The 26,616-nt window shown below is 38.3% G+C and carries 23 protein-coding genes, 4 pseudogenes and 1 riboswitch; of the genes and pseudogenes, 25 read left to right on the forward strand and 2 right to left on the reverse strand.

All coding sequences use genetic code 11. The annotated features are described in order from the left end of the window. The first annotated feature begins 12 nt into the window (after window positions 1-12). From NSS77_RS09850 to NSS77_RS09930, 17 genes and pseudogenes are all read left to right on the forward strand, one after another. Window positions 13-2,190: an MMPL family transporter gene (locus NSS77_RS09850; RefSeq protein ID WP_342468607.1), complete on the forward strand. Its 2,178-nt coding sequence runs from the start codon at window positions 13-15 to the stop codon at window positions 2,188-2,190. A gap of 206 nt (window positions 2,191-2,396) precedes the next feature. Continuing rightward, window positions 2,397-2,465: pseudogene (locus tag NSS77_RS09855) on the forward strand (IS200/IS605 family transposase); the annotation flags it as partial. A 486-nt stretch (window positions 2,466-2,951) separates the two neighbouring features. Next, window positions 2,952-4,163 (forward strand): MFS transporter, encoded by a 1,212-nt coding sequence (locus NSS77_RS09860; protein ID WP_342468608.1) that lies wholly within the window; start codon window positions 2,952-2,954, stop codon window positions 4,161-4,163. Further along, entirely contained in the window at window positions 4,160-4,546 is a 387-nt protein-coding gene (locus NSS77_RS09865; RefSeq protein WP_342468609.1) for a YvaD family protein, read from the forward strand. The genes NSS77_RS09860 and NSS77_RS09865 overlap by 4 nt, the downstream gene beginning before the upstream one ends. Before the next feature lie 94 nt (window positions 4,547-4,640). Continuing rightward, window positions 4,641-4,913: a DUF5367 family protein gene (locus NSS77_RS09870; RefSeq protein ID WP_342468610.1), complete on the forward strand. Its 273-nt coding sequence runs from the start codon at window positions 4,641-4,643 to the stop codon at window positions 4,911-4,913. Further along, window positions 4,903-5,007: a DUF5367 family protein gene (locus NSS77_RS09875; RefSeq protein WP_342468611.1), complete on the forward strand. Its 105-nt coding sequence runs from the start codon at window positions 4,903-4,905 to the stop codon at window positions 5,005-5,007. Before NSS77_RS09870 ends, NSS77_RS09875 begins: the two co-directional genes overlap by 11 nt. 275 nt (window positions 5,008-5,282) lie before the next feature. Then, entirely contained in the window at window positions 5,283-6,506 is a 1,224-nt protein-coding gene (locus NSS77_RS09880; RefSeq protein ID WP_342468612.1) for an erythromycin esterase family protein, read from the forward strand. Between the two features lie 129 nt (window positions 6,507-6,635). Beyond that, window positions 6,636-6,818 (forward strand): hypothetical protein, encoded by a 183-nt coding sequence (locus NSS77_RS09885; protein WP_342468613.1) that lies wholly within the window; start codon window positions 6,636-6,638, stop codon window positions 6,816-6,818. A 345-nt stretch (window positions 6,819-7,163) separates the two neighbouring features. Further along, window positions 7,164-8,072 carry an ABC transporter ATP-binding protein gene (locus NSS77_RS09890; protein ID WP_185222700.1) on the forward strand — a complete coding sequence of 303 codons (909 nt, stop codon included), beginning with the start codon at window positions 7,164-7,166 and terminating at the stop codon, window positions 8,070-8,072. Then, a complete protein-coding gene (locus NSS77_RS09895) occupies window positions 8,072-8,815 on the forward strand; it encodes an ABC transporter permease (RefSeq protein ID WP_185222701.1) in 744 nt (247 codons plus the stop codon). Before NSS77_RS09890 ends, NSS77_RS09895 begins: the two co-directional genes overlap by 1 nt. A gap of 81 nt (window positions 8,816-8,896) precedes the next feature. After that, window positions 8,897-9,451, forward strand: coding sequence for a GPP34 family phosphoprotein (locus tag NSS77_RS09900; protein WP_342468614.1), 555 nt, complete (start codon window positions 8,897-8,899; stop codon window positions 9,449-9,451). 658 nt (window positions 9,452-10,109) lie between these two features. Then, a pseudogene (locus NSS77_RS09905) lies at window positions 10,110-10,509 on the forward strand (YvaD family protein). Between the two features lie 69 nt (window positions 10,510-10,578). Continuing rightward, window positions 10,579-10,959 carry a DUF5367 family protein gene (locus tag NSS77_RS09910; RefSeq protein ID WP_003253272.1) on the forward strand — a complete coding sequence of 127 codons (381 nt, stop codon included), beginning with the start codon at window positions 10,579-10,581 and terminating at the stop codon, window positions 10,957-10,959. A gap of 87 nt (window positions 10,960-11,046) precedes the next feature. After that, complete coding sequence (locus NSS77_RS09915; RefSeq protein WP_245989499.1) at window positions 11,047-11,190, forward strand: hypothetical protein; 144 nt, start codon at window positions 11,047-11,049, stop codon at window positions 11,188-11,190. Between the two features lie 193 nt (window positions 11,191-11,383). Further along, a pseudogene (locus NSS77_RS09920) lies at window positions 11,384-12,449 on the forward strand (IS256 family transposase). Between the two features lie 168 nt (window positions 12,450-12,617). After that, window positions 12,618-12,803 (forward strand): hypothetical protein, encoded by a 186-nt coding sequence (locus NSS77_RS09925; RefSeq protein WP_342468615.1) that lies wholly within the window; start codon window positions 12,618-12,620, stop codon window positions 12,801-12,803. After that, the gene (locus tag NSS77_RS09930) at window positions 12,804-13,565 is read left to right on the forward strand and encodes a S8 family peptidase (protein WP_342471251.1); all 762 of its coding nucleotides are present in this window, start codon (window positions 12,804-12,806) and stop codon (window positions 13,563-13,565) included. It begins immediately after the preceding gene. 192 nt (window positions 13,566-13,757) lie between these two features. Here NSS77_RS09930 and NSS77_RS09935 read toward each other — a convergent pair whose 3' ends face one another. Beyond that, complete coding sequence (locus tag NSS77_RS09935; RefSeq protein WP_027725900.1) at window positions 13,758-14,960, reverse strand: transposase; 1,203 nt, start codon at window positions 14,958-14,960, stop codon at window positions 13,758-13,760. 120 nt (window positions 14,961-15,080) lie between these two features. Here NSS77_RS09935 and NSS77_RS09940 point away from each other — a divergent pair, with 120 nt between their 5' ends. The 4 genes from NSS77_RS09940 to NSS77_RS09955 all read left to right on the forward strand — a co-directional run bounded on the left by NSS77_RS09940 (window position 15,081) and on the right by NSS77_RS09955 (window position 17,503). Further along, window positions 15,081-15,206, forward strand: coding sequence for a hypothetical protein (locus NSS77_RS09940; protein WP_211358724.1), 126 nt, complete (start codon window positions 15,081-15,083; stop codon window positions 15,204-15,206). Continuing rightward, on the forward strand, window positions 15,190-15,315 hold the full coding sequence (locus NSS77_RS09945) for a hypothetical protein (RefSeq protein WP_340436359.1): 126 nt from the start codon (window positions 15,190-15,192) through the stop codon (window positions 15,313-15,315). Before NSS77_RS09940 ends, NSS77_RS09945 begins: the two co-directional genes overlap by 17 nt. Before the next feature lie 37 nt (window positions 15,316-15,352). Next, a riboswitch (TPP riboswitch) is annotated at window positions 15,353-15,467 on the forward strand. A 151-nt stretch (window positions 15,468-15,618) separates the two neighbouring features. Beyond that, on the forward strand, window positions 15,619-17,340 hold the full coding sequence (gene thiC, locus NSS77_RS09950) for a phosphomethylpyrimidine synthase ThiC (protein WP_141602348.1): 1,722 nt from the start codon (window positions 15,619-15,621) through the stop codon (window positions 17,338-17,340). Further along, complete coding sequence (locus NSS77_RS09955) at window positions 17,318-17,503, forward strand: hypothetical protein (RefSeq protein WP_141602347.1); 186 nt, start codon at window positions 17,318-17,320, stop codon at window positions 17,501-17,503. The genes thiC and NSS77_RS09955 overlap by 23 nt, the downstream gene beginning before the upstream one ends. 211 nt (window positions 17,504-17,714) lie before the next feature. Here the strand turns inward: NSS77_RS09955 and NSS77_RS09960 are convergent. Continuing rightward, window positions 17,715-18,344 (reverse strand): annotated as a pseudogene (locus NSS77_RS09960) (IS4 family transposase); the annotation flags it as partial. Window positions 18,345-18,815: 471 nt separating this feature from the next. On the opposite strand from NSS77_RS09960, the gene NSS77_RS09965 reads away from it, so the two are divergent. The 4 genes from NSS77_RS09965 to NSS77_RS09980 are packed head-to-tail and all read left to right on the forward strand — an operon-like array spanning window position 18,816 to window position 26,460. Further along, the gene (locus NSS77_RS09965; protein ID WP_342468616.1) at window positions 18,816-19,850 is read left to right on the forward strand and encodes a Wadjet anti-phage system protein JetD domain-containing protein; all 1,035 of its coding nucleotides are present in this window, start codon (window positions 18,816-18,818) and stop codon (window positions 19,848-19,850) included. Next, the gene (locus NSS77_RS09970) at window positions 19,820-21,328 is read left to right on the forward strand and encodes a replicative DNA helicase (protein WP_096552071.1); all 1,509 of its coding nucleotides are present in this window, start codon (window positions 19,820-19,822) and stop codon (window positions 21,326-21,328) included. The genes NSS77_RS09965 and NSS77_RS09970 overlap by 31 nt, the downstream gene beginning before the upstream one ends. Then, a complete protein-coding gene (locus NSS77_RS09975) occupies window positions 21,315-22,058 on the forward strand; it encodes a DUF6063 family protein (RefSeq protein WP_342468617.1) in 744 nt (247 codons plus the stop codon). The genes NSS77_RS09970 and NSS77_RS09975 overlap by 14 nt, the downstream gene beginning before the upstream one ends. Continuing rightward, entirely contained in the window at window positions 22,042-26,460 is a 4,419-nt protein-coding gene (locus tag NSS77_RS09980; RefSeq protein WP_342468618.1) for a hypothetical protein, read from the forward strand. Before NSS77_RS09975 ends, NSS77_RS09980 begins: the two co-directional genes overlap by 17 nt. Window positions 26,461-26,616: the final 156 nt, after the last annotated feature.

Below are 26,616 nucleotides of genomic sequence, written 5' to 3' on the forward strand. Positions count from 1 at the left end.
GTGATGATATTCATGTTTAAAAGCTTAGGTAAGATGACATATGTCTATCGCTGGATTATATTAGCTTTATGGGGAATCGCTTCATTTTTACTTATTTTATATGCATTTAAACTCCCGGATGTGCTCAGTGGCGATGGGTTTGAGATGAAAGGTTCTTATGCAAAAGTCCAAAAAATAGCGAAAGAGGAATTTAATCTTCCTAATAATAGCGTTATTGTTTTATTCGAAAAGGAAGAAAAAGTAAAGGAGGAGGCGTTTAGGCAGTTTATACTAAAAAAGCTGGAAAGTGTTCAAAATGTAGAGGGATTAGTTAGTCTTATATCTCCTTATGATCAAGAAGGGCAGTTAAAAGGCAGTGTAGCATTTGCTGTTTTGGGATTTGATCGGGAATTTAACGATATGGGGGATATACTCAATGAGTTAAAGATGAAGTTAAAAAGTGAGGATGGAATTCATATTCGTTTGACAGGACCGGCATTGATTAATGAGGATATGAATAAGGCAAGTCAAGAAGATTTGAAGAAAGCAGAAATGATTGGAATCCCGATTGCTTTAATTGTTTTATTAATCGCATTTGGGAGTTTTGTCGCGGCATCTGTTCCGATTGTGATTGGCTTACTTGCTGTTGGTTGTTCGATGGGAACTTTGTATTTCATCGGTCAGCAGAAAGAGTTATCCATCTTTACATTGAATATTGTTCCGATGATTGGATTGGCTTTAGGAATTGATTTTGCTTTGTTATTTATCAGTCGTTTTCGGGAAGAGCTAAAATCTAGGGATGTAAAGGAAGCAATTGTTGTTACAGCGCAAACTGCGGGGAGAGCTATCTTATTTTCGGCTTTATGCGTGATTTTAGGGTTAGCTAGCATGTTAGTTATTGATGTTGAAATTTTTAAGACAGTGGCCATCAGCGGAGCAGTGATTGTCATCTTCTCATTAGTCATAGCGCTGACATTTCTGCCTGCTCTTTTATCTGTAATAGGAAGAAATATTAACAAATTACAGGTTCTCGAGATTAAAGGAAGCGGAGAGGGTGTATGGCATCGATTTTCTAAGTTTGTCATGAATCGAGCAGGGATATTGTCGTTGATTAGCTTTGGAATTTTGCTTTTCTGTTCAATCCCTATTTCTAATATGAAACTGAGCATCCCTGATGCTACAGCGCTTCCAAAGGAATATGATACTAGGATAGCGTACGAAATTTACGAAAAAGAATTTTTGGGTGAAAATCATTCGGAAGTGCTAATGATCGTTCGCACGAAAGAAAATGATATACTTGAAAAAGAATCTCTTAGACAGCTGGAAAATTTGTTGCAAGATTTAAAGAAGGAAGAGATCGTGGCAAGTGTTGATTCTATCTTTTCAATCATGGGAGATTTACATTACCAACAACTTTATATGCTTCTGCACAATGATGAAACGAAGAAAAAAATAGCTCCTTTCATTAATAAATTAGTGAAAGGTAATCAAACGATTTTTACTGTTCATTTAAATGTTGATTTTGATTCGGAAGAAGCAAAAGAGTTTGCGAAGCGCTGGGAAAAAAATGACGGTCAGATTGAAGTGTTATTGGGAGGTTTACCAAAGTTTAACCAAGAAATTCATGATGAAATCTCCGAAAATTTCAAGTATAGTTTATTGATAGTTTTTGTATCTACATTTATTATTTTAGTTCTAGCATTTCGTTCGATTGTTATTCCTTTAAAAGCTATTGTGATGAATATCATGAGTTTAATGGCTTCATTTGGGCTTTTAGTATGGATTTTTCAAGAAGGACATTTTGGCTTTGAACCGGTTCCCGCTATCGCCCTTATGATTCCGGTCTTCGTTTTTGGAGTTGTCTTCGGTTTATCCATGGATTATGAAGTTTTCCTGTTGTCTAAAATTCAAGAAATCTACTTGAAGACGAATGACAATGATAGAGCTACAATCGAAGGCTTATCCTCGACTAGCAGGGTGGTTACATTTGCAGCGCTGATTATGATTATCGTAACAGGAGCATTTGCGTTTACAGGTATTGTTCCCGTCAAACAAATGGGGTTAGGAATAGCACTGGCTATTTTTATTGATGCTACAGTTGTTCGATTATTGCTTGTTCCATCGTTAATAAAGCTCATGGGAGATATAAATTGGTGGGCACCTAAGTTTTTAAAAAAGCTTCAACGAGCAAACGTTTTTCATGAATACTAAAAAGAATACGCCAAAGCAAAAAGCGTCGAAATGAATAAGTTTTATGCCGGAATAATAAGCTTATTGTATCATTTACAAATTTTTAACGAATTAAACGTAAACTTTGACAGAAGTCTCCCACTTCTATAAGTGGGAGATGAATGTCACTTGACAATTTTTTTGTATAATATGATCAGTGTTAGAAAGGAGGAATTGAGGAAATATCAATGAAATTAGATAGTAATAACCATTCAGTGTTTCTATTGTATTATCATCTCGTATTAGTAATCAAATTCAGCTAAAAGGTGAATTTGGAATAAATCCATTCTGTCATGGCATTGTTAGGATTGTTTGGTCTAGATATTAATTTATAAATGCTACGAGCAATTTGGAATGTATTTTCCAAAAAATTGTATCCCAATAAAAAGATTATAAAATTTGGGCTCATAATGGACATATTTTTAAAAAATATGAAACTCTTTTGAGGAGATATAAGCCAATGGGTTCCTTAGTCAATCCAGAGATTGTTCGTAAATCTTATTATATAGGGCTGTTTATGTATGAAGGGAGAGCAGCGTTAAACGACGGCACCATTTATAGTTTATCTAAACCACCGAGAAAAGCCTTGAAGACCATATGAATCATAACAAATCTCCCGTATCTTTCTTGGATTTGTCAAACACATCACCGAACGACTTTCTATCATTTCCTAGAAGCTGTTTTACGAAATTCAGCATGTTTGCCATTTAACGATGGTAAAAAGAAGAAAGGTGAAATATTTTATGACAAAGCTTAAAGAGATGAGAAAAAAGCCAATAACTGGATTGATTGTCATTGCGATGGCGGTGTTTATTGACATGCTTCTGTATAGCATCGTTGTTCCGCTCGTGCCTTTTTACACTTCTAAATTTGATGCTTCCCAAACAGTTATTGGCATACTAATCGGCTGTTATGCGTTTTCTTTTTTGATCGCTACTCCTATATTAGGAGGAATCTCTGACAAGTTTGGTAGACGAGGAGTCATGCTGTGGGGGCTGGTAGTTCTTTTAGCAAGCACTTTACTATTTGCTTTTGCAAATAGTATGTTGCTGCTCATTGTTGCTAGATTGCTTCAAGGTGTTGCGGCAGCGGCGACATGGACTGCGGGACTGGCGCTGATTACAGATATGTATCCGCCTGCTAAAAGGGGAAAGGCTTTAGGAGCCGTACTGACTTTTATGTCTGCAGGGACTCTTTTAGGTGCACCTGTAGGTGGAATGTTGTTTGAATGGGGAGGTTATCAGCTGCCGTTTTGGTTTGTTTCATGTTTTATTCTTTTAGATGGGCTTGCAAGGATGTTTTTATTAGAGGATCCGCCAAAGACGATGAATGCTGATAGTGTAGGAATGAAAATTTTCCGAGACCGTATAGTATTAAAAATTTTTGGTGTGGTTTTACTTGGAGCTTCTGCAATAAGTATTTTAGAGCCAATCCTGCCTATTTACCTTGAGGAACATTTAGGAGCTAATTCAATGCATATAGGGGTTCTGTTTGGCATTACGACTCTTGCTTATGGAATGGTAAGCCCCTTAGCTGGTTGGTTATCTGATCGATGCGGAACTTTTTCTTTGATGATAGCAGGCCTGCTTATTTTAGCTGTTTCTCTTCCATTGGTCATACTCCCTAACTCGTTAATATTAGAAGGAGCCGTACTTTTTTTGGTAGGGGCAGCGGCTGGTTTTGTCTTAACGCCGACTTTGCCGGAATTGGCGAATTCCGTTGATCGTTTAGGTGGGGGGGCGTATGCTACTGCGTTTGCTGTTTTTAATATGGCATATTCCTTAGGGATGATACTTGGTCCAATTGCAGGAGGAGGACTGGCCGATTTATTGGGTTTATCAACAGCTCTTTATATCATGTGTTTTGTTTTGATATGTTACAGTCTGTTTTCTAGGTTGATGAAACATGAGCAGAAAATCTGTAGAATGGATGAGTTGTGTTGGAGGAAAAAATGAAGTGTTTAAAACCGTTTTTTTTAGTAACGGATATTGGGTTTATTATATACTGGCTCATTACCTTTTTCCATCTTATACCTGAAGAAGTAGCGTTTAAAGACTATGATAACCCGATTATTATCGCATGGAACTGGTCGTTTTTCCCATTAGATATTTTCATTTCTATCACTGGTCTTTACAGTATATATCTATATAATAAAAACAACCCGGCATGGCGGAACTGGGCTCTGATTTCTCTTGTGTTGACTTTTTGTTCCGGCTTGCAGGCCATTGCATTTTGGGCTTTTAGCAAGGATTTTGACATTACTTGGTGGGCTATCAACTTGTATTTGATGATTTATCCATTATTTTTTATTAGAACTTTCATTGCCGCAAAGAAATAGGATCGTCTGTGAAGGGTCATGATTTATCAGGATCATTGGTGAAATGCTATTATGATACTCTTTCAAGCATTTTTAGAATAAAGGAGTGCTGTTCGTGTATTTTCTTATTTGGGGCTTTCTTGTTTGGCTAGGAGCAACCCTCATTTTCCGATTTTTTGGACATTTTTTCTTCAACCCAGAAAATGCTTTGCTTCTTCTGTTATCCTATCTGCTTGTTGTTCCACTCATTTTTTTATTAACTTATCCTCTATACAAACTCAAAGGTTTAAAAAAAGATGAGCGTTTAAAAGCCGCTATGTTTATCGCGCTTCCCGGCATGTTCATTGATACGATTGTATTTAGTTATCTTTCCAAAAGTGTTTACTAATTTACCAGTAGAATCTGATCGATATTTTGGTTCTTGGTTATTATGGGCATATAGTTTAATTTTAATAACCGGGCTTTCCCCGAGAAAAGAGTAAAGAAGAATTGTTTTACAACAGCTTTTGATTGGCGTCACAGGAGTATTGGGCAGAGTCCTTATTTTCTAAACTTGTAAAAAACGTCGAGGCCAAGGCGATGGATTTTTTATGTAACATTTATGCATGGATGATGTGTTTTGCAATAAATTTAAGCATATTAATGTCCCTATTGTGTTATTAGTGTTTCCGTTCGTATATCTTGCTGTTTGTGTACAAAATGAGCCCATTCATAAATTTAAACTTTATGCTTCTATATCTAAGAAGGGAATGAACGTATGCTTTACCGTAAAAATAATATTTCTTCTGAAATCGATTGGCTAAAAGATCATACATACAGTATACAATTGCATGAATTAGATGGTCATTCCGATTTGTATTTTTTAAAACCTTTACTGCAAAATAAACGGATCGTTTTTTTGGGAGAGAATGGCCACGGTGTGGCAGAACATAGCCTGATTAAAACAAAGATGATTAAGTACTTACATAAAGAATTGGGGTTTCGAGTTTTAGCATTCGAAAGCAGTTTTAGTGACTGCAGCATATGCTTTTATCAACAAGATCAACTGGATACAAGGCAATGGATGAAACATTCTTTGTTTAAAGTCTGGCATACAGAGGAAGTAGAGACGCTCTTTCATTATGTGAAGGAAATGCAATTATTGAATCAACCTCTCATCCTAACAGGATTGGATATTCAGCCTACCTCGAGCGATCATATTACCGGCAAGTTTTTGGTAGAAGTATTTTCCAATATGGATAAGGACTTTGGCGAGAAAATAGCATCATTGGAACGAGAAATGCTTTACCAATATGTCAATTCCCGTAATCGGTCAATTTCCAAAAAGGAACGTAAGCGGAAATGCAAAGAATTAATGAAGCTTTATAAAGAATTCCTTCTTTTATTAGATAAAAACAGTCTTGAATTACAAAATAAGTTTGGAAAAGACGCTTTTTTGCTTGTGAACAGAATTTTGCAAAACCGAATTTCCCTTATACAGATGATCTCTTCCCATTTCATGAAAGCGATAAAAATCCGAAATAAGGCAATGGCTGACAATATTTTGTGGCTGGCACAAGAGATGTTTCCGAATGAGAAGATAATAATATGGGCGCATAATGGGCATATAATGAAACAATCTAGGAGCTTACTAGGGTTTCCATCGACATTTTCTTATTTACCTCCCAAAATCAAGGAATTCTCCTATACCATTGGCTTCTTTATGTATAGTGGACAAGCAGCGGAAAATAATCGCAGTGTATATGAAGTACAGCAACCTGATCAAGACAGCATCGAGTTTCGAATCAAGCAAGCCGGGCATGAAATTGGCTTTTTCGATATCTCGCAGCAAAGAAAAGTGCCTCAAAACCGTTGGCTTTTTCAGCACACTTACACAATGCATGAAGGGAAGCAATTAAATCTTATCAAACCTAGCGCTTGTTATGACGGGCTTGTCGTTTGTGCGAAAACATCACCACCAAAGTACATCAATCTAAACTAAAGAAGTTTTCCATAAAAACATTGAAGATGAAATTGGTAATAGGAAATATAATGTTCTCCTTTTCATTCGTTTAGCGATATTGTTTTTCCATGCTGCGCGATGTGCATAAAAATATGGAGGAATATGTAAATGAATGAAAAAGAGATAGTACACGATAGACACAAAGGAAATGATGACGCAAAAAAAGGAAACAGCAAAGTAAATATTTACAAAATTTTATGGCTCCTTCCAATCGTATTTGCCATTCATAATATGGAGGAGCTCCTTTTTCTTGAAGAATGGGCAAAAGAGGTGTTCGCTGGCCGTTCATGAATATTTTTTGCGAATTGTACGAGCTTCGAAATCAATGAATCCGCTTATTATTATTTTCTTAATCATATCGAGGCTTATCATTTTTCCTTTCATGTGATGTAATATTCGCTTTTGTCAAACATGGAAGCCGTTCTCGGCTATTCAAGGTGTTGTAATTTCTATAGGAGCTATTGTTATTTCTGTCATTGGCTGTCTTTTAATTTTATATACTGAAAGTTTTTTACCAACTTTGATCTGCCATTTGTTGTTTGTAATTTTCTATCTAGGTGGTTCTGATTCACGTGAGGCATCTTATTCTATGTAAGACATTTAAAAAGATAATAAGGAAAGGAGTTGAAAAGCACAGTGATCATAGAAGTAGAAGATTTAGTTGTAGAGTACAAAGGTGTGCAAGTGGTAGATCATGTTAGTTTTTCTGTCGAAGAAGGAGAAATTTTTGGGATGATTGGTCCAAATGGAGCAGGAAAGACTACGACGATTGAATGCATTGAGGGAATAAGAGAAAATTATTCCGGGAGCATTCGTGTCTTGGGGCTAAATCCGAAAGTTGACAGGAAGAAGCTGTACAATCTGATAGGGGTTCAACTACAAGAAACTTCATATCAGGATAAAATTAAGGTGTGGGAAATTTGTAAGATGTTCTCCTCTTTCTATGCAAACCCTTTACCGTATGAGAGTTTGTTGAATGATTTCGGCCTCTATGACAAAGTTAACTCATACGTATCTAAGTTGTCTGGTGGCCAACGACAAAAGTTAGCGATTATCCTTGCTTTGATAGCAAATCCAAAAATTATCTTTTTAGATGAGCTTTCAACTGGTCTGGATCCTCAAGCGAGGCGTTCTATGTGGGAGTTGATAAAGGGGCTGCAAAAGGATGGAAAAACTATCTACATGACAACACACTTTATGGATGAAGCAGAATACCTATGTAATCGTATCGCAATTATGGACAAAGGCAAAGTTGTGGCGGTTGATACAGTGGAGAACCTTATTAAAAGATTCGGATTAGAAGAAACGGTTGTATTTAAGGCGGATGAACTGAATCTGGATGAAATAGAAAGAATTGCAGGAGTTACTAGTCTTGAGAGAAGAGGTTCAGAAGTTTGTGTTAAAGGAAGAGAGATTAATTTTGTTAATAATATTTTGAATTATTTGGGTAATAATCAAATTAGATATAGAGACCTGAAGGTGATTCAGCCGTCTCTTGAAGATGTTTTTCTTAAAATAACAGCTGAAAAATCGGAGGGAATGTAATGAAAATGTTATATAACATTACATATATTGAGTTCAAATTGTTCTTAAGGACATTTGTGAACGTCTTTTTCTCTCTAGTTTTTCCATCGATGCTGCTTCTTATCTTTGGGGGAATCTACGGTAATGAGCCATCCGACATGTTTCAAGGACATGGAACTGTTGATGTTTCCGTTCCAGCATATATAGCAATGATTATTGCAGTGACTGGGATTATGAGTTTGCCCTTGTCGGTGAGCGGTTATCGTGAAAGGAAAATTCTCAAGCGGCTGAAAGCAACTCCAATTAATCCTTTTTACATTCTCCTATCCCAAATTCTAGTCAATTTCATTATGACAGTGTTGGGAATGGTTATATTGTTTCTTGTTGGTAAAATAGTGTTTGAATTGGATTTTATGGGAGAGTTTTTTGATATGTTAGTCGCATTTATCCTATCCACCTTAAGTATTTTTTCCATTGGGTTTGCTATTGCTAGTTTTTCTCCAAATATGAAATTTGCCACGGTTATCGCAAATATCGTGTATTTTCCCATGCTTTTTCTAACAGGGGCCACAGTGCCTCTAGAAATTATGCCAAAATTAATGGTTAATATTTCTAAAGCAATTCCACTTACCTATGCTGTGGAGCTACTTAAGGGTGTTTGGCTGGGCAAGGATTTATCTGAGTTTTCGAAAGAAATTTTAGTTCTATGCGGTATTTTGGCCGTATGTACAACTATTTCTGTCAAAAAGTTCAAATGGGAGTAAATTTATAGGAAACAGATTATTAGTAGGAGGCTTTTCTATGCAAGAAGAAAGGCTTAGTTTACCTGAAGAATTTTTTCTGTTATGGAACTATTTTATAGAGGAATGTTAATGGAAAAAGACCAAAAACTAGTGTTAGTTGAGTCAAAAAGGACTGGATTAGAATTTCTGGATGCGATATTGGATATATTTTCCAAACAAAATAAAAATAAAAGCTTGCTCCATTGGATGATTAACCTTCCTACTAGAGGGCTGCGTACAAGGCATCGTATTGCTAATCACTTAGTTCAAAAAAAAATTCTGAAGCCCGCGAGGAAACGATTCCTTTATATAATTCCTGTTAAGAGTTTATTAGAAGTGAAATCTGGAATAAGGGAGGAAATTTTTGAGAGGATGCGAGAAAAACTCTTAAGATGCGCCCTGATGGATGAACAGACGCTAGGTTTAGCACTCTTAATGAAACAGGCCGGAGTATTAAGGCGTTATTTTCCAGAACAGGATGTTTCAAAGATTGAGTATACATTTCAAAAACTTCAAAATGAGAAAATGGGTAATATTTCCTTTCGGCTAATTGAGACAATTAACTCAGCTTATAAAACATTAGGGGCGACTAAATGGGAGTCATTAGGCATGTGGTAAAGATTGATTGGTATGCGCGTTTAGGATAAGCTTAGCGTTAAAGCCGATGATCTCACATTCTAGCTTATCCTATAGGCAGGTGGTTCCTTATTTTTGTAAATTGAGGATCTTTATAAAATGTGTCCGTTTTTTTGTGTGCATGAGGGCACAAAGAAAGCGAAAGTAAAGGTGGGCAAATCATCAATCACGGAGGAATTGCCGCATGCTATCTTCATTTATCAAAGATTTGACCGCTCTGCCGATTTTCTTATTGGAGATGAACGAAAAGAGGCAATGCTTTCTTGCATTGTTTTTCCTTTCCTCAATGTCCAATGTAAAGAATCAACAAAATAAAATTAATCAAACTTTTAGCCGTTTCTTTCCGTTGATCATGCTCCCTGATTCGTTCATATTAGAAGAATCCGACCTTTTTTAGTAGGAGCAGCTGCCGGTGTTGTTTTAATGCCAACTTTACCGGAATCAGCGAATTCCGCTGATCGGTTGGGAGGAGCGCAGATGACATTTTTGATATGGCCCATCTCTTAGGGATGGTCCGTGGGCCGATTGCAGGGAGGCCGATTTGTTAAGTATATTAACCGCTCTTTATATTATGTTGTCTCATTGATGAAGCATATGAACGAAAAAGCGATAGAATGGATGAGTGATATTGCGGGAAAAAATGAAGTGCTTAAAACCGTTTTTTTTTGGTCACTGATATTGGATTTATTGTATATTGGTTCATCACGCTTTTCCATCTCATACCTGAAAGTGTAGCGTTTAAAGATTATGATAATCCAATTATTGTTGCATGGAACTGGTCTTTTTTTCCGTTGGATATTCTTATTTCCATAACCAGTTTTTACAGCATATATCAATATCATAAAAACAACCCGGCGTGGACGAATTACGCTTTAGTTTCTCTTGTTTTGACTTTTTGTTCCGGCTTGCAGGCCATTGCATTTTGGGTTTTCCGCAAAGATTTTGACATCACTTGGTGGGCTGCCAACTTGTATTTAATGATTTACCCGTTGTTTTTTATTAAAGATTTTATTGCCGAAAAGAATAAGGACCGTCTGTGAAGGTATGATGGATCAAAATTGTTGGTGAAATGCGGTTATGACCTTATTTAAGAAAAAGGGGTGTTGATCGTGTATTTTCTTATTTGGGGATTTCTTGTCTGGTTAGGAGCAACCCTCATTTTCCGGTTTTTTGGCCATTTTTTCTTCCATCCAGAAAACGCTTTACTTCTTCTTTTGTCCTATCTGCTTGTTGTTCCGGTCATTGCTTTATTAACCTATCCGCTGTACAAGCTTAAAGACTTGACAAAAGAGGAACGTTTAAAAGCCGCTATGTTTATCGCGCTTCCCGGCATGTTCATTGATACGGTTGTGTTAGTGATCTTTCCAGATGTGTTTACGAATTTACCTGTGCAATCCGATCGGTATTTTGGTTCTTGGTTATTATGGGCGTACAGTTTAATTTTGATAACGGGTCTTCCGTTAAAAAAGCGAGAGGGAGGTGACAAATGAAAAAATGTTTAAAATGTTTGTCTGGCCGTTTTACAGGCTTTGGGGCAGTAATGCTACGGAATATTATGAAAGCAAGGGGATAAACACATGTTTCACCGCAAAAATAATATTTCTTCTGAAATCAATTGGCTAAAAGATCATACATACAGTATACAATTGCATGAATTAGATGATCATTCAGATTTGTATTTTTTAAAACCTTTACTACATAATAAACGGATCGTTTTCTGATGATGTATAAAATTTTGTGTAAAGCATTTTACTAGATCAAAAGAAAAAAGGTAGGGCATTCTCTGATTGGACCAAAAATCTTAGAGAAAGGAGTACCCTACCTATGTCTAAAAGAAATATACCGAATGTCGACTGGGCAAATCAACTGGAAAGCGTCATTCGTCAGTTTGTGAAGGAAAAATTAGAACTGATCATGCGGGAAGAAATCAAACATTTCCTCGAAATCGAACAGGCTGGAACGCAGAATATGAGAAACGGCTACTATCAACGAAATCTAGATACGCAATATGGTCGGATTGAAGGTCTTTTGGTTCCAAGAGACCGAAACGGGGAATTTCAAACACAGTTGTTTGCCTCATACCAACGGCACACCGGCCGGCTGGAGGAAGCCATCATTAGGATGTATCAAAGTGGCATGAGTACACGGGAAATTGGCAAGTTTATCGAACGAATTCTAGGAAATGCTTATTCTCCAGCGACGATCAGCCGGATTACCGATGTCGTGAAAGAAGACATCGAGAAATGGCACCATCGTCCACTATCCAAACGTTATTCGGTCTTTGTACGTGAAACTTCGCCGCGATACGGTAGAGAAAGAAGTCATTTATGTGGTGTTAGGGGTGAACGAAGAAGGATATCGCGAAATTTTGGATTTCTTCGTGGGAGGACAAGAAAGCGCCTATGGATGGCGGGGGATTCTCCAACAGCTCTACCAAAGAGGCGTCAAGGAAGTGCTTCTGGGCGTGTTCGATGGACTACCGGGGTTGGAGGAAGCCTTTAAGGCGGTTTGTCCGAAAGCCGATGTGCAGCGTTGTGTCATTCACAAAGTACGTAATACCTTACATCGTGTTCGGAAAAAAGACCAATTTGAAGTGGCAGAGGATCTCAAACTGATTTATCGCGCGACGAATAAGGAGATGGCGTTACAAATGTTTCAACAGTTTGAGTCGAAATAGTCCAGCAAATATCCAAGAGAAGTCCAATCTTGGGCTAATGAGTTGGATGTCCTCCTTACATGTATGGATGATCCAAGCAGTATTCGAAGTGTGATTTACACGACGAATGCCATCGAACGAACGATCAAAGAGATTCGGAAACGTCTAAAGCCGATGAACAGTTTGAGCAGTTTAGAAGCTGCGGAAAAAGTCGTGTATTTGACCATCCAAGATTTTAATGAGAAATGGGCAGGGCGAAAGTTAAGAGGATTTGCCGAAGCGCATGAAGCCCTCGAGCGAATGTTTGAAGAACGTTACAATTAACTAAATAATGTAAATAAATGAGATAAGGGGGATTCTCCCTTTGCATACAGAAGACTGAATATTCAGTCTCCTCAGTCCCCTATCAATTCAAATCCATTTCAGAGAAACCCTACCCCAATACATTACACAAAATTCTTGACGGTACCAAATACCATGGGAGGTGTTTCATTGAAGAAAATTATATTTATTGTTTTTTTTATTGTGACCATACTTTTTTGCGTTAATTGTAGCGGAAATAATAAGGGAAGTGAAAAATCTATACAACCAGAAATAGAGAGTTATGAAGAAAAAAGACATAGTTCTACTGAGAAGAAAGAAATTCCTTGGAGTATTGAATATTTAAAAATTCAATAAATTCACGATAGTTACAAAGTCTTTGGAGAAGGTGTTTCCATTGCTATTTTAGACACAGGTATTAAAAGTAATCATAAAGATCTGAAGATTAGAGGTGGAATAAATATTATTAATCATTCGACGAATTACGAAGATGATAATGGACACGGTACACATATAGCAGGGATTATAGCACGAATTGCACCAAAAGCAGAACTATATTCAGTAAAAGTATTAAATAAGAAGCAAATTGGCTCATACGAAAATATTGCTAAGGGAATTGAGTGGGCTATTAATAATGATATAGATATTATTCTCATGAGTTTTGGTGGAAGTAAAGATTCACGTATATTAAAAGAAGCTATTAAGAAAGCTGATTCAGAAAATATTACTCTTATTGCATCTACTGGAAATACTGCTCTATCAAACAACTCTATTACATATCCCGCAAAATACGAAGAAGTTATTGCTGTAGGGGCAATAACTGAAAATAATGAGAGGTGGGTTGGCTCTAATACTGGAAAAGAACTCACGGTTATGGCACCAGGACACAAAATATTAAGTACATCTATAGACGGTAACTATACTATAAGAAGCGGTACATCTTTAGCTGCAGCTCATGTTGCCGGAGGCCTAGCATTACTCTTAAGCTATAATCCTTTATTAGATAATAAAGATTTAAGAGAGATAATCATACAATCTTCTATCAAAAAAACTCCTGACGGATATAGGATCTTCAATTTAGAAGAGGCTTTTAAGATATGTAAAAATTTCAAAAAATAGTACAAATATTTGTATAATAATGGTATAATTTACATATTATTTATAATTGAGAGTTTTGCAAAATTAGATTTTTATTAAAAAGAGTTTTAAAAGAAACCCAAATAAATTGGGGTATTTTGTATCTTTGGTTTACAAATATTCTGTTTGTCCTTTTTTGGGCGTACTTGCAGAATTTTTCGCTTTAAAAATTTTTTAAGCGGTTTGTTGCTTTTTACTCTCTTTTGCCATTGCGAGAGCTGAAACCAGTAATACGATGGCGTTCAAGTAAATATGAGTTTTTACTTTATCGATTCCCCACACATGCAGGGAGTTCGCTGTAAGATAACTTTTCATTCTTGAATTGCACCGTTCTACACTGGTTCGCTCATTGTAAAGTTCTTTCCAACGTTTGGAATCGCGGTGTGGATTAGAGTACCGGCGAAGATCCTTATTCACGTTAATTTTTACTACCATTCCATAGTTGGAGGATGAACAGGCTGCCATTCCTAATGGGCAATCCACTTTTCCGGTTGCGTGTGGACATCTGAATTTGAGCTGATCCTTATTGGCGCCCCAATAAGTCATTTCGTACCCCATCGAACAGCGTGGGGTTCCATTGGAGGCAATTCCTTCGGGAGGCTCCTTTTCATTACGCAAATTGAGTGGAATAATAGCTTGAGCCCCGATGTTCTTGGCGGATTCGTAGTTTTTTAGCTGGTCGTACCCACCATCCATTATCAGGAAATCAATTTTAGAGTTTGTACAACTCTTTACTTGTTCAATTAATTGTGGTGCGACATCCCCATCGTTGATATGAGCAGGGGTTACTTCAATCGCCATTGGTAATTCACTTTTGGTGTCAACGGAAAGATGCATCTTATAGCCAAACCAAGTAATTTTATTACCGAAGGAATCAAACTTTGCCCCCCAATTGGCGTTGCCTGTTTGTTCACTTCGCTTCTTAGGCTGCTTCTTTTCATAAGCATCAATGGCGGCACTGTCGATAGCCTGATGTTTTCCATCAATTACTCCTTCCTCTTGAGCTAACTGGACGAGATCTTGAAAGATTCTTTTCACAAGTCCAGTTTTGGTTAGTGAAGAAAATACTCGGCTAAGAGTAGAGATGGATGGTGCAGGCCTGCTAATATCTAAACCACATTGGTAACGAAAACGCAGGTCATTTTTTAATCGATTGTGAAGAGAAGTAAAAGTATCAATACCTTCTAATGGGGCAGCGATAAGAGCCCTTAATATCCCTTCTTTGGAATGTCCTTCAGCCCCTTGGGGTGAAGAACTTTTCAATTGTTTAGCATAAGGACGCAAATCTAGAGCACTAAAAAAGATCGGTAATTTCTCTTTTGACTCTAAAATTTGCAATTCTTCAAAGGAAAATAGACTTTCTTGTAGAATATACAAAGTGACTTCCTCCTTATGGATTTTTGTGGTTTGGTCACTTCAAAATTCTACAAATAAGGGGTGAAGTCCTTTTTTATGCTTTAGAAAACCTTATGGCTCTTGGGTTGAAAAATGTGCAAAATGCTCAAAAAACAAAAGGCCAACCAGCAAAAAAAGAAAATTTCTTCGACGGTTCGAGTGGATGTAGAGCGGTTGGAATATTTAATGAATCTTGTAGGGGAATTGGTGATTGACCAAACAAGCTGATGGAGGAAATTGCTTCATCGGCATCATCGTTAAGCAAAATGGCAGAAAATATGCAAACAATGTTAAACCGGTTTACCGTATAAGGAAGCGTATTTACATTGCTTTATAAGTATGTTAATATTAAGAAAAATTAAATAAGTTTGTCGCTTATCTACTAGGGGAGTCCAATAGCTTGGACTGAGAAAAGAACGCGCTTAAGTTCTTTGACCCTTTGAACCTGATCTGGGTTATACCAGCGTAGGGAAGTAGATAGCGGGAGTGTATGTGTTTGTTGCGTACGTTTCGCTATTTGCGTTCCATCGGGTTCTCTTAGAGAACCCGATTTTTATTTCCGCATATATTCTCCTATCTCTGCCCCGCGTTTTGGTGTAACTTCAGATCCTAAATCATTATTTTAAGGGAGAGGAGTTACATGCAAAACATCAAATCTTTCATGCAATTTCCTGCGAGTAAAAAGGTATATGTCGAAGGTTCAAGATCGGATATTCGTGTACCGATGAGAGGAATTACGTTAAGTCCAACAAAGACAGAAACAGGAATCATTGAAAATGAACCTGTTCGTGTTTATGACACAAGCGGTCCTTACACCGATCCTGATTTTCAGCCGGACATTCAAAAAGGATTGCCTCCGCTAAGAAAACGCTGGATTTTAGAAAGAGGCGACGTTGAAGAATACGAGGGGCGTCCAGTGAAACCGGAAGATAACGGATTCCGTAATGAGAAGCAATCAGAGATTACTCTGCCTTTCGAGAGAAAACCACTGCGCGCAAAAAAAGGAAAAACTGTAACACAAATGCATTATGCAAAACGAGGGATTATTACGCCGGAGATGGAATTTGTTGCGATTCGCGAAAATATAGATCCGGAAATCGTACGTCAAGAAGTTGCCGAAGGAAGAGCGATTATTCCTTCGAATATTAACCATCCGGAAAGTGAACCGATGATTATTGGGAGTCGTTTTCATGTAAAAATTAACGCGAATATTGGTAATTCCGTAGTCACATCATCCATTGAAGAAGAAGTCGAAAAAATGCTTTGGGCGGTGCGCTGGGGAGCAGACACGATTATGGACTTATCGACGGGAAAACACATTCATGCGACACGAGAATATATTATTCGCAATTCCCCTGTGCCTGTCGGGACAGTTCCGATTTATCAAGCGCTTGAAAAAGTAAACGGCGTCGTTGAAGACTTAACGTGGGAAATTTACCGTGATACGCTCATCGAACAAGCGGAACAAGGGGTGGACTATTTTACGATTCACGCGGGGGTGCTGCTTCGTTACATACCGATGACGGTAAACCGAACGACTGGCATTGTTTCACGCGGCGGCTCGATTATGGCGCAATGGTGTTTAGCCCACCATGAAGAAAACTTCTTATACACGCATTTTGAAGAGATATGCGAGATTTTGAAAACGTACGATATTGCAGTATCGCTTGGAGACGGGCTGCGTCCAGGCTCGATTGCCGATGCGAATGACGAAGCACAGTTTGCTGAATTGGAGACGCTTGGAGAATTAACGGAAATCGCTTGGAAGCATGATGTGCAAGTGATGATCGAAGGGCCAGGGCATGTGCCGATGCATAAAATTAAAGAAAATGTCGATAAGCAAATCGAAATTTGTAAAGGTGCGCCGTTTTACACATTAGGACCGCTTACGACCGATATCGCGCCGGGATATGACCACATTACATCCGCGATTGGAGCGGCGATCATTGGCGCGTACGGAACGGCGATGCTTTGTTACGTGACGCCAAAAGAGCATTTAGGGCTGCCGAATAAAGATGATGTGCGTGAAGGAGTGATCGCTTATAAAATCGCAGCACACGCGGCCGATTTAGCAAAAGGGCACCCGGGAGCTCAACGGCGGGATGACGCGTTATCAAAAGCGCGCTTTGAGTTTCGTTGGAACGATCAGTTCAACCTTTCGCTTGATCCAGATCGAGCTCGGGAATATCATGATGAAACATTGCCGGCGGAAGGGGCGAAAGTCGCGCATTTTTGTTCAATGTGCGGGCCGAAGTTTTGCTCGATGAAAATTTCACATGAGCTGCAAAAAACGGTGAGGGAAGAAGGGATGAAACAAAAAGCGAAGGAGTTTGTCGAAAATGGCTCATCTCTCTATCGATAATGTTCAAGAGTTGCAAAAGGACATTGCCGAACTGAAGGAAAAAATTCTTAAATTGGAACAGCAAATTGCCCATATTCAAAAAAATTGCCAGCATTCATTTTTTGAGACACCGTTTATGCGAAAATGTATCAAATGCCATTATATAGAGATTTTATATTATTGAATATGTAATTGGGTGAAGGGGATTGTCAAATATATAGCTAATCCATCTCCCGTTTTGCAGGGTGGAAATCGGGAAATGGATTAGCTTTTTTATTTTTGTTTTTAGTCATTTCTTTTAAGTTTATATATATATTACATCACTAGCGTCGCATAAATAAGTTTTGAAATTTCAGATTTTATTTTTCTGGAAAATTAGCAAAAAACGAAAACACATCCGTCATACGGTCAAATCGCTCATAATCTAAGTATCCACGATCGAACACGTACAGGCATTCTTAATCATCAATGAATATCTCTAATTGACCACGATCATGTTCGATTGCGTTTGTCAGTACGGCCTTGTCGGGATAAGAAAGTCCTTTTTCCATGAATACAAGACGCAAGTGAAGCTTTACACCCGATTTTGTTTTTCGGAACTCTGCCCATTTGTGGTTCGTCAAATTCAGTGGCAACGTACTCGAATCAATGATTTTTAGTGGCGTTGTCAGCTTTCTTCGCTTTTGAAAATGTGTTTTCTCATGAATTTGAGCCACTAAATCAAGAAAAATCGATTGAAAGAAAACCGTTGGAATGGCATTGATTCGTCTTCCTAATTGGGAAAAGCTAATCGATGGAAGACCTGTTGCACGTTGTAATTCTTCAGAAAAAACAGCGTCACTTAAAGCTCGCAAACTCTCGGTTTCATGTAATTGAGCGTACAACAGTAATTTCAGAAATGAAGCCATATAAAGCTTCTTTGTATAGTAATCTAAATGATAGGCTTTCACCATATCGTCAAATAAGTTGAAATTAATTGGTGAAAACCATTGTTCAAATGATGTTTTTCGTGTAAACTTATCCATAATCGTGATTCCTTTATATTGGATTTGGATAGGTTTACTACCACCAAACCATTATAAAGGATTTTTTTATGGAAAAATATAGTTACAGAAAATTCAGATTTATTATGTCTATTGATATTTTTTATGCGACACTAGTGTCCGATGGCGAATCCATATAATTACAAAAGGTATTTAATTTCTTATTATAGTGAATATAAAGAGAAACACACTACGATGTATAAAAATTCATAAGTTTCGAAAATAAAGAATACATGAATGGAAAGAAACACTTCTCAACAAAAATTTCCATTTTTTATTGTTTTGACAAATCTATTGATTGCCCGTAAAACGATTTTTATTGAAATCCCCTCCCCAAAACCAAACATTTCTTGAACTGTGCAACATTCCCCTAACTTTCTTCACAGACTTGTATTTCCAATTTCCCTTCATTTTAAGTAAAATAGGAAAAAAGAATGTTCGGAGGTAAGGATAGTGGATGAAATCTACCGCGCACTTAATGGCTATCCGAAAAGAATGATAGGATTATCCGCATTGGAAGCAATCATGGGGAATTTCTTTCATACATACGAAGAATTTGCCGGCTTTATTTTGAAGCTGGAACAGGAAGGCATTTTGGAGATGGTGAAGTCTAAAGGAAGAACGACAAGAAATCCATCGCTCGCCTTTCAGTACCGGATCAATAAAAGTCTGCTTCAAACCGGTTTCCATCAAGAGATTCAACATTATCGCAACAAGCTCCATCCATCCATAAACCTTGATGAATATTACAAAAAAGATCCTTCCATTTGGCGGCACGATCTTCCTTATCTCATCAAAATCAATGAATACATAAAAACATTTGGTTTTCCGAAAGAGTCCGTTCCTGCACCGGAGCGCAGTTTTGAACTGGTCCAGGATGAAAAATGGCTCACTGAAAAAGGGGGAAAAGAGCTGCTGGAGCGTATCGGACTCTTCCATTCTTTTAACATCATCCCTGTTTCCGACCCGTTGATGTTTGCCATCCATCCCAATCTGGTATCAAAAGAGACACAGTTTCACCTCATTGTTGAAAATAAAACGACTTATCAAGGTCTGCTTCCGGCTTTGCCATCCACTGAATTTTCCACATTGATTTACGGAAGTGGGAAGAAAATCATCCATAGCATCGAACAGTTCCAGGACCAATATCCGGTCAACGCCCAGCATCATTTTTTCTATTTCGGCGACATTGACCGGGAAGGAGTGTCCATTTGGCATTCGTTGAATCAAAAAATCAAAGCCCATTTGGCATTGCCATTCTATAAAGCTTGTTTTGAAAAACAGCCGATCGCCGGAAAAGAATATCAAAGACAATATACTGAAGCTCAAGAAAAATTCATTAGCCAATTTCCGCAAAAGGAGCAAGAACAACTGGCGATGATGTTTTCAGAAGGGAAGTATTACCCGCAGGAAATCTTAAAATCAAAAGAATTGCAGGAAATTTGGAGGGGATCCGATTGGAACAGATGGATATGCAAGCGTTATTAAGCGGATACAGAGATCGGATCCGACGCATCGCCCTTTTTGAACCATTGAATGAACTGGAACGGAAAAGGGATGTTGATTTAAATGGGACGAAGATTGATATGAAAGGGCTTGGCCTCCTCACTTTGCTTTTTTTCTTTGAACAGAAGTTGATGCGAAATCAAAGGACAGGTGTCAAAGAATTGGCTTCCTTTTTAAAAGAGGCCACGAAAGAAGTGTATATGCTGAAAGAGGAAACCTATGAAGAACTGGCCAGAACCTTGATTCAAAATTTCCGCCCGACCCACGGAAAAAAACGCAGCTACGGTTATTTTGATTGGGAGGAAAAGGCGGAGGAGACCATTGAATATTCCATTTTGAAGGCGAACGATTTTGATGCCGGAACGAATACCCAATTCTACACATTGGATGAAGATGGATTGGAATTGATTTTTGCAACGAAGGAGTTTTACAGTGAGTTTCAAATTTCCATCAACCAATTGATTTTACGGAAACAGCTGGAAAAGGGGGAATTTAAGGGGGCACTTCGGCAAATCAATGAAATGCGGGTGGCCGTCGAGACGTTGCAGGAACGCATTGTCAAATTGAAGCATGAAATCCAGCGAAGCATTGTGTCCGAAGAAACCTTTGAGCGGTATAAAGAGCTGCTTGATGATATTTTTCAGAGGCTGGAACGGGAAGATGAAGAATTCAAAGAATTGAGGGAGTTTGTCAAAGAAACGAGGGAACGATTGTTTGCCGAAAATATTCATCAAAAGGAGCAGAAAACGTATCAATACATTTTGCAGATCAACAGGGAATTGGAGAAAGTGCACTATGAACATTCCGAGCTTCTGAATCAGACTCTCCATTTGAAAAACACGACTTTGATTACAGCCCAGGAGTCGCTTTATTATACGGGCATGCATTCCTTTAACTTCGACCAAGATATCGTGTCTCTCATTGTGTCCACCCCTTTGCCGTTGGATGCGATGAAAGGCGTTCTCCATCCTTTCCTGAAAGTGGAAGAAAATGAATTTTGGTCGCCGCTTGCTGTTTTGGAAGAACAGAATATCGTGGAAGACCGAAAAGAGAAGGTGGAATATCACTTTTATGAAGTGGATGACGAAAACAGCTTCAATTCATATAAACAATGGATTTCAGAAAAATATAAAGAGCTGATGGAACATTTTCTGAAGGCTTATGAAGAAAATAGCGGCAATACGTTATCCGAGTTCATATCCTATCTCGAAAGAAATCAATTGGAGAATCTATTCCAAATGCGGTATTTCTACGATTTTTGGATTGTTCTCCACCAACGTTCGCCTATTCAAGCGGGAACGGATGATGAAGAAAGCAGAACGGTTTTTGATGAGGCCTTTCGATTATTGGGAAAACGCAAATTAATCGTTACGGAAGATAAAGCGATCATTCAAAAAGTAGATCGCTATTCCATCAGCGAAATGAACATAAAGTTGGAGGATGAAGATGAACTATTCTGAACAAACGGTGTTGCAAGCCTTTCGACTATATACGAAGCTGGCAAGGGACGGGGTTTTGGGCAAGGAGGCCGTTCAAATCTATAATGCCGATGAAGATGTGCGCGCCCTTCTTGAATTGTTCAGCCAGGAAGTGCATTGCGCCATAATCAAAACGAGTGAAGAACTGTTTCTCGTTCCTGAACCGAAGCTGTCTCCATTCCATGTAAGCAATGAGTGGATTAAACGGAAATATTTGCGTTCCGGTGCGACGAATGCGGATATGTATCTTCTTTATTTTTGCATACTTGTTCTTTTCGGCAGTTTTTATGATTCCTATCAAAGTCCGCATCCCACAAGGCAATTTATCGGCATGGATGATTGGATCCGGCTGATTCAGGAGCGGATTGATTATTTGAAATCCCATGATGAGGAACAATTAAAAGCATCGGAAAAAGAGTTTTCTTACAATTGGAGCGCCATCATCGAAAAATGGGATGATATGGATGATATTAAGGAAACCGCTAAGCGGCAATCAGGAAATACGATTAGCCGAATGAGCTTCCTGCATATGGTTGCAAAGTTTTTGAACGACCAACAGTTGATCCGGGAAATCGGGAATAATGAAATCACCTTGACTGAAAAAGCGATGACCATCATCCAGCGATTTTTCATGGCAGTGGAATATAACAAAGGGATTTTTGAGTTTCTTTACGGTTTTGATAAGGAGGGACAACATGCCGGCCATCAATAAAATCAGATTGACCAGTATTGTCTATGAAGAAGGCAACAAGCGTTATAATGATGAACTCTTTTTATTCAACGGATATAATGGGGCGATTCTTCTTGAAAACGGCGGAGGGAAGACCGTTTTTATCCAAACGGTATTGCAAGGGATGATTCCCCATACCGATTTGGCGGATCGAAAAATTAAAAACACTTTGGTGTTGGAAAATGCCCCGGCCCATATTGCGATCGAATGGATACTCAACGAACGTCCACGGCGATATGTTGTGACGGCAGTGACCCTTTTTATGACGGATAAAGGATTGGATTCTTACCGCTATGTTTATGAATATGATGAAGGGGATCAGAACGGAATCGAAGGCATTCCTTTTGTTCGGGAAGGACAAGGCGGCACTAGACCTGCCGACAAGGGGGAAATGCTTGATTATTACAATGGCATGAAGGAACGATATCCTTTATCGGCAAGAACGTTTTCGACAATCAAAGAATATCGGAAGTTTATTGAAGAACAATACCATATTATTGCCGATGAATGGGAAAGTATTGTGACAATCAACAGCTCGGAAGGGGGCGTCGAGGCCTTTTTCGAAGCCTGCAAAAACACCACCCAGTTATTTGACCGCTTATTGATACCGACCGTTGAACAATCGATTGCGGGTCATCATCCAACCCTTTTTGCCGATATCTTTGAAAAACAGCTGGATAATTTGAAACTTTATAAAAAACTGAAAGAAACCATTGAAGAGAACAAGCGGATCCAACATCAACTGGAAAAATACGTGCAAACGTTTGAAAAACTGCATTCCTCCCAGCTTGCCTATGACAAGTCGAAGCAGAAGGCAAAGGGAATCTGGGAAGAGATTCAAATTCAAAAAATCGATGTTGCAAAGGAAATGGAAAAGAATAAAGAGCAATTCAATCTTTGGATTCAAAAGAAAAAAGAACATGAAGTGAAAGTGGCGTCTTATCAGATTGCCGTTGAGGAAGAAAAATACGAACAACTGCAGAAAGATTATGATCTGGCAAATGTTGAATATGGCACAAAAAAGGAAGAACTGGAGCAACATAGCCTTGCCTATTATTCATTGAAATTTGCGAAATGCAAGCAACTTTTGAATCATTATCAAAAGGAAATTGCGTTTGTTGAAAGCGAAATGAAGAAGCTGGAAGAAATAGAAGAGCTCTCGGATTTGCAAAACCAATTGGAAGAAACGAAGCAGGCGCTGCTCGGACATTTTATTGAACAGATGGATGACATGAAAAAGAATATGGAACAAATCCAATTCGAACTCAATCCGATTGTAAGGCAAATCGATACTTTGCAGGAAGAAAAGCGGTCCATCGAAAAACATGATTTGGATAAGCAAAGGGAAATCGCCGGTGTTCAGAAAACCATCCAAATGAGGGAAGCGGATATCGAAAGGTTGAAACAAACTTTGCTTTCCAATCCACAGCACGAACAAGTGGAAGAGAAAATGGCCGAATGGCAAAACCGCCATCAATTTTTGGATGAAGAACTGATACGGCTGCACGGAGAGAAGAAGGAAAAAGAGAAGCAATCGATTGAGCTGGATGAAACCATCGAAAAATTAAAAAATGAGAAGAACGGTTTGCATGTTGCAAAAGAACAATTGAAAAACGAGAAAAGCCAAATTGAAAATGAACAAAGAAAATTGATTCGAATTTTGGGAAGATTAAGACCGCAATGGGCCATTCTGGAATCGGTCTATGAAAATGAACACTCCATTTATAACCGGCTTTATGAAACCATCGAAAAATTGAAAAAGGAAAAAGAGGTTTTATTATACAAAGAGCGGGTGGCATGGCGTTTAGTCGATGATTATGGGGAACAGAAAACATTTTTCAGCGATCCGTTGATTGAAGCGCGGATAAAATCATGGAAAAATCAATTGGACTATTGTGTAACGGGTATTGAATATTTGCAGATGCTGAATGAAGCGGATTATGAAGAAAAAGTCTTCTATCCGTTATGGGCTGTCACTTTGATTACAACCAATAAATCGAAGGAAGAATTGCAAAAGAAAGTGGAAGACCTTGCAGATGAACTTCGATACCCGATTCAAATACTGACGACCGAAGAAGCGGCGAAGATAAAGAAAGATGCCGTCCAACCGGAGCCATCCTGGATTATTCCTGCTCATTGGGAAAAAGGGATGATGGAAGAGACCTTTGGGCAATGGAAAGAAAAAGTCCGTGTGGATGCGGAAAAAGCGACGAAGGAAAGAGAACTGAAAGAAACGGAACAAAAAGAATGGGAATATGCCCTACAAGCCTTCCAACAATTTTTGAAAGACTATCCATATGAACGGCTGACCGATTTTCAAAAAAGATGGTCGGAAACGATGTTAAAAATCGAACAAATCGAAAGAGAAATTGAAAATGCGGAGCAGCAGCGAAAGAATCTGAAGCATCAAATCACAACCATCGGGGAACAAATGGAACTTTGCCAAGAAGAAATGCAAGGGCTTGAACGGAAAATCCAGGAAGGGAATCAATATTTCCATTATTGCCGTGAAGTAAAAGAGGCCAAGGAAGTTGAAAAAGAGTTGAAAGACGTATTGGCCAATATAAAAGCCAAAAAAGCACATTTAGCCGCACAATTATTGGATTATAACGAACAAAAGGCTGCACTGGAGGAACGCAAACAAAATTTAAAATGGAAATTAGATTCTCTTAAAAATGATGAAGAGTATAAAGAAGTGCAATCATTGACCCCAATTTTTACCGGGGAAAGCCGGAAAAATCTCCGCGACAAAATCCAGACGCTGAATTTGAAAATCCATCAAGCGTCAAAAAGTATAGGAGAATTGAATGAAAAGCTGGCCAATGCCAAACACAATTTGACTAAACTGCAGGAAGAGATGGATCAGATCCGCAATGAATGTGAAAATGTGCATGAACATTGGGAATTTCCATCAGATGGAGAACATTTATTGCAAAATAAGATTATCAAAATAAAAGAGTTGAAACAGGCATTAAACAAGTTGGAAAAACAGGTTACAGAAAAGCTTTCTGCAAAGGAAGAGCAAAAAGGAAAAAGAAATCATTTGAAACAGCTTTTCCGTGAAAATTTTCCGGATTATGATATTTACACATTCTCCGTTCCATTAAACCAAGCGGAAGAAGAGCTTGCTGAAGAAAAGAAGGCGCTTCAAAAAGAGAAGAATTATTTGGATGAACAGATGGAACAAGTGTCACGAGAGCAAAACAAGATTGATGAAGCGGAACGCGAGCTGATCAAATTCATTGAAAAACATCATTTTAACGCACCGCAAGTCGTGACAATCCCTTTAAGTGAAAATGAAAAAATGGATTTTATCTATAATCGGAAGAAAATGGTGAAAGCCATTATCCAAGAATTGGAGCAACATAGTGGACAAGTGGAGAAGGAAAAGGAAGCGGTGGATGCCCAAAAACAAGCTTATAAGCAGTTTTGTTCAACGATTTCTGATAATAAATTGCAAAAAATGGCGATTGAAGGTGTGGATTATAAGACGGGTTATGAAGAGTTATTGGATTTTAAAAAGAATATGATGATCCGAATCGAGCGGTCGACGAATTATGCCAATGAACATATACGGCAAAAAGATGAGGAATTGCAAGCATATATCAACCAAATCCATAACCATTTAAAAACAGTGGTAGAAGAGTTGAAACAAATTCCAAAACATACAAAAGTAAAAGAAGAGGATCAATGGAAAACGATTTATACTTTTACGATCCCTCGATGGGACGAAGAAGAAGGTAAGCAGCGGATCCGCGATTACATTGAGTGGATTATGCTTCAACTGGAGTCGGATCGTTATGTAAAAGAAAATGGCCTTCAGGATGAAACGAAAGTTCGGAATGACATTGAAATGTGGCTGCAAACCAAACAGCTTCTGCAAGTGGTGATGAAAAATGAAGGCATGAAAGTAAGTTGCCGTAAAGTGACAAACGAAAATAAAGTGTCGACAAGGTCCTATTCTTGGGAGCAGAGCAATGTATGGTCAGGCGGAGAAAAATGGAGCAAAAATATGACGTTGTTTTTGGGCTTGTTAAAATACGTCGCTGAAAAGAAACAGCATCAAAAAACAAACATGAAGCACAGCCGGGTGGTGATTTTGGACAATCCATTCGGCAAAGCATCGAGCGACCATGTGCTCAGTCCGGTTTTCTTTGTTGCGGAACAATTGGGATTTCAAATCATCGCATTGACTGCCCATGCGGAAGGGAAGTTTTTGCGAGATTATTTCCCTGTAATTTATAGCTGCAAACTCCGTGAAGCCAAACAAGCCAATAAACAAATCGTCGCAACGGAAAAATGGCTCCACCACGCATACTTCCGCGACCATGAACCGGAAGCGTTGGAAAGACTGACAGAAAAGGAACAAATGTCTTTGTTCTAGAAAACGTGGGTTTATTCAAAAAAGCGAATGAGAATGATGATTGGCTTTCTCATTCGCTCTTTTCTAATGCTTTGGCAATTTATTTTGCCAAGTTTGACTATTATCCTTGGCATTTTGGCTATTATCGAATCAACTTTGACTATTATCGCCGATTTT

Origin of the sequence: Ureibacillus sp. FSL K6-3587 (genome assembly GCF_038593165.1) — a bacterium.
GTDB classification, from domain to species: Bacteria; Bacillota; Bacilli; order Bacillales_A; family Planococcaceae; genus Ureibacillus; species Ureibacillus suwonensis.

Excerpts from the sequence above, each read along its gene's own strand:
- NSS77_RS09850 (WP_342468607.1), top strand. The coding sequence starts at position 13 with ATGTTTAAAAGCTTAGGTAAGATGACATATGTCTATCGCTGGATTATA.
- NSS77_RS09860 (WP_342468608.1), top strand. The coding sequence starts at position 2,952 with ATGACAAAGCTTAAAGAGATGAGAAAAAAGCCAATAACTGGATTGATT.
- NSS77_RS09865 (WP_342468609.1), top strand. The coding sequence starts at position 4,160 with ATGAAGTGTTTAAAACCGTTTTTTTTAGTAACGGATATTGGGTTTATT.
- NSS77_RS09880 (WP_342468612.1), top strand. The coding sequence starts at position 5,283 with ATGCTTTACCGTAAAAATAATATTTCTTCTGAAATCGATTGGCTAAAA.
- NSS77_RS09885 (WP_342468613.1), top strand. The coding sequence starts at position 6,636 with ATGAATGAAAAAGAGATAGTACACGATAGACACAAAGGAAATGATGAC.
- NSS77_RS09895 (WP_185222701.1), top strand. The coding sequence starts at position 8,072 with ATGAAAATGTTATATAACATTACATATATTGAGTTCAAATTGTTCTTA.
- NSS77_RS09900 (WP_342468614.1), top strand. The coding sequence starts at position 8,897 with ATGGAACTATTTTATAGAGGAATGTTAATGGAAAAAGACCAAAAACTA.
- NSS77_RS09915 (WP_245989499.1), top strand. The coding sequence starts at position 11,047 with ATGTTTCACCGCAAAAATAATATTTCTTCTGAAATCAATTGGCTAAAA.
- NSS77_RS09940 (WP_211358724.1), top strand. The coding sequence starts at position 15,081 with ATGCTCAAAAAACAAAAGGCCAACCAGCAAAAAAAGAAAATTTCTTCG.
- thiC (WP_141602348.1), top strand. The coding sequence starts at position 15,619 with ATGCAAAACATCAAATCTTTCATGCAATTTCCTGCGAGTAAAAAGGTA.
- NSS77_RS09955 (WP_141602347.1), top strand. The coding sequence starts at position 17,318 with ATGGCTCATCTCTCTATCGATAATGTTCAAGAGTTGCAAAAGGACATT.
- NSS77_RS09975 (WP_342468617.1), top strand. The coding sequence starts at position 21,315 with ATGAACTATTCTGAACAAACGGTGTTGCAAGCCTTTCGACTATATACG.
- NSS77_RS09980 (WP_342468618.1), top strand. The coding sequence starts at position 22,042 with ATGCCGGCCATCAATAAAATCAGATTGACCAGTATTGTCTATGAAGAA.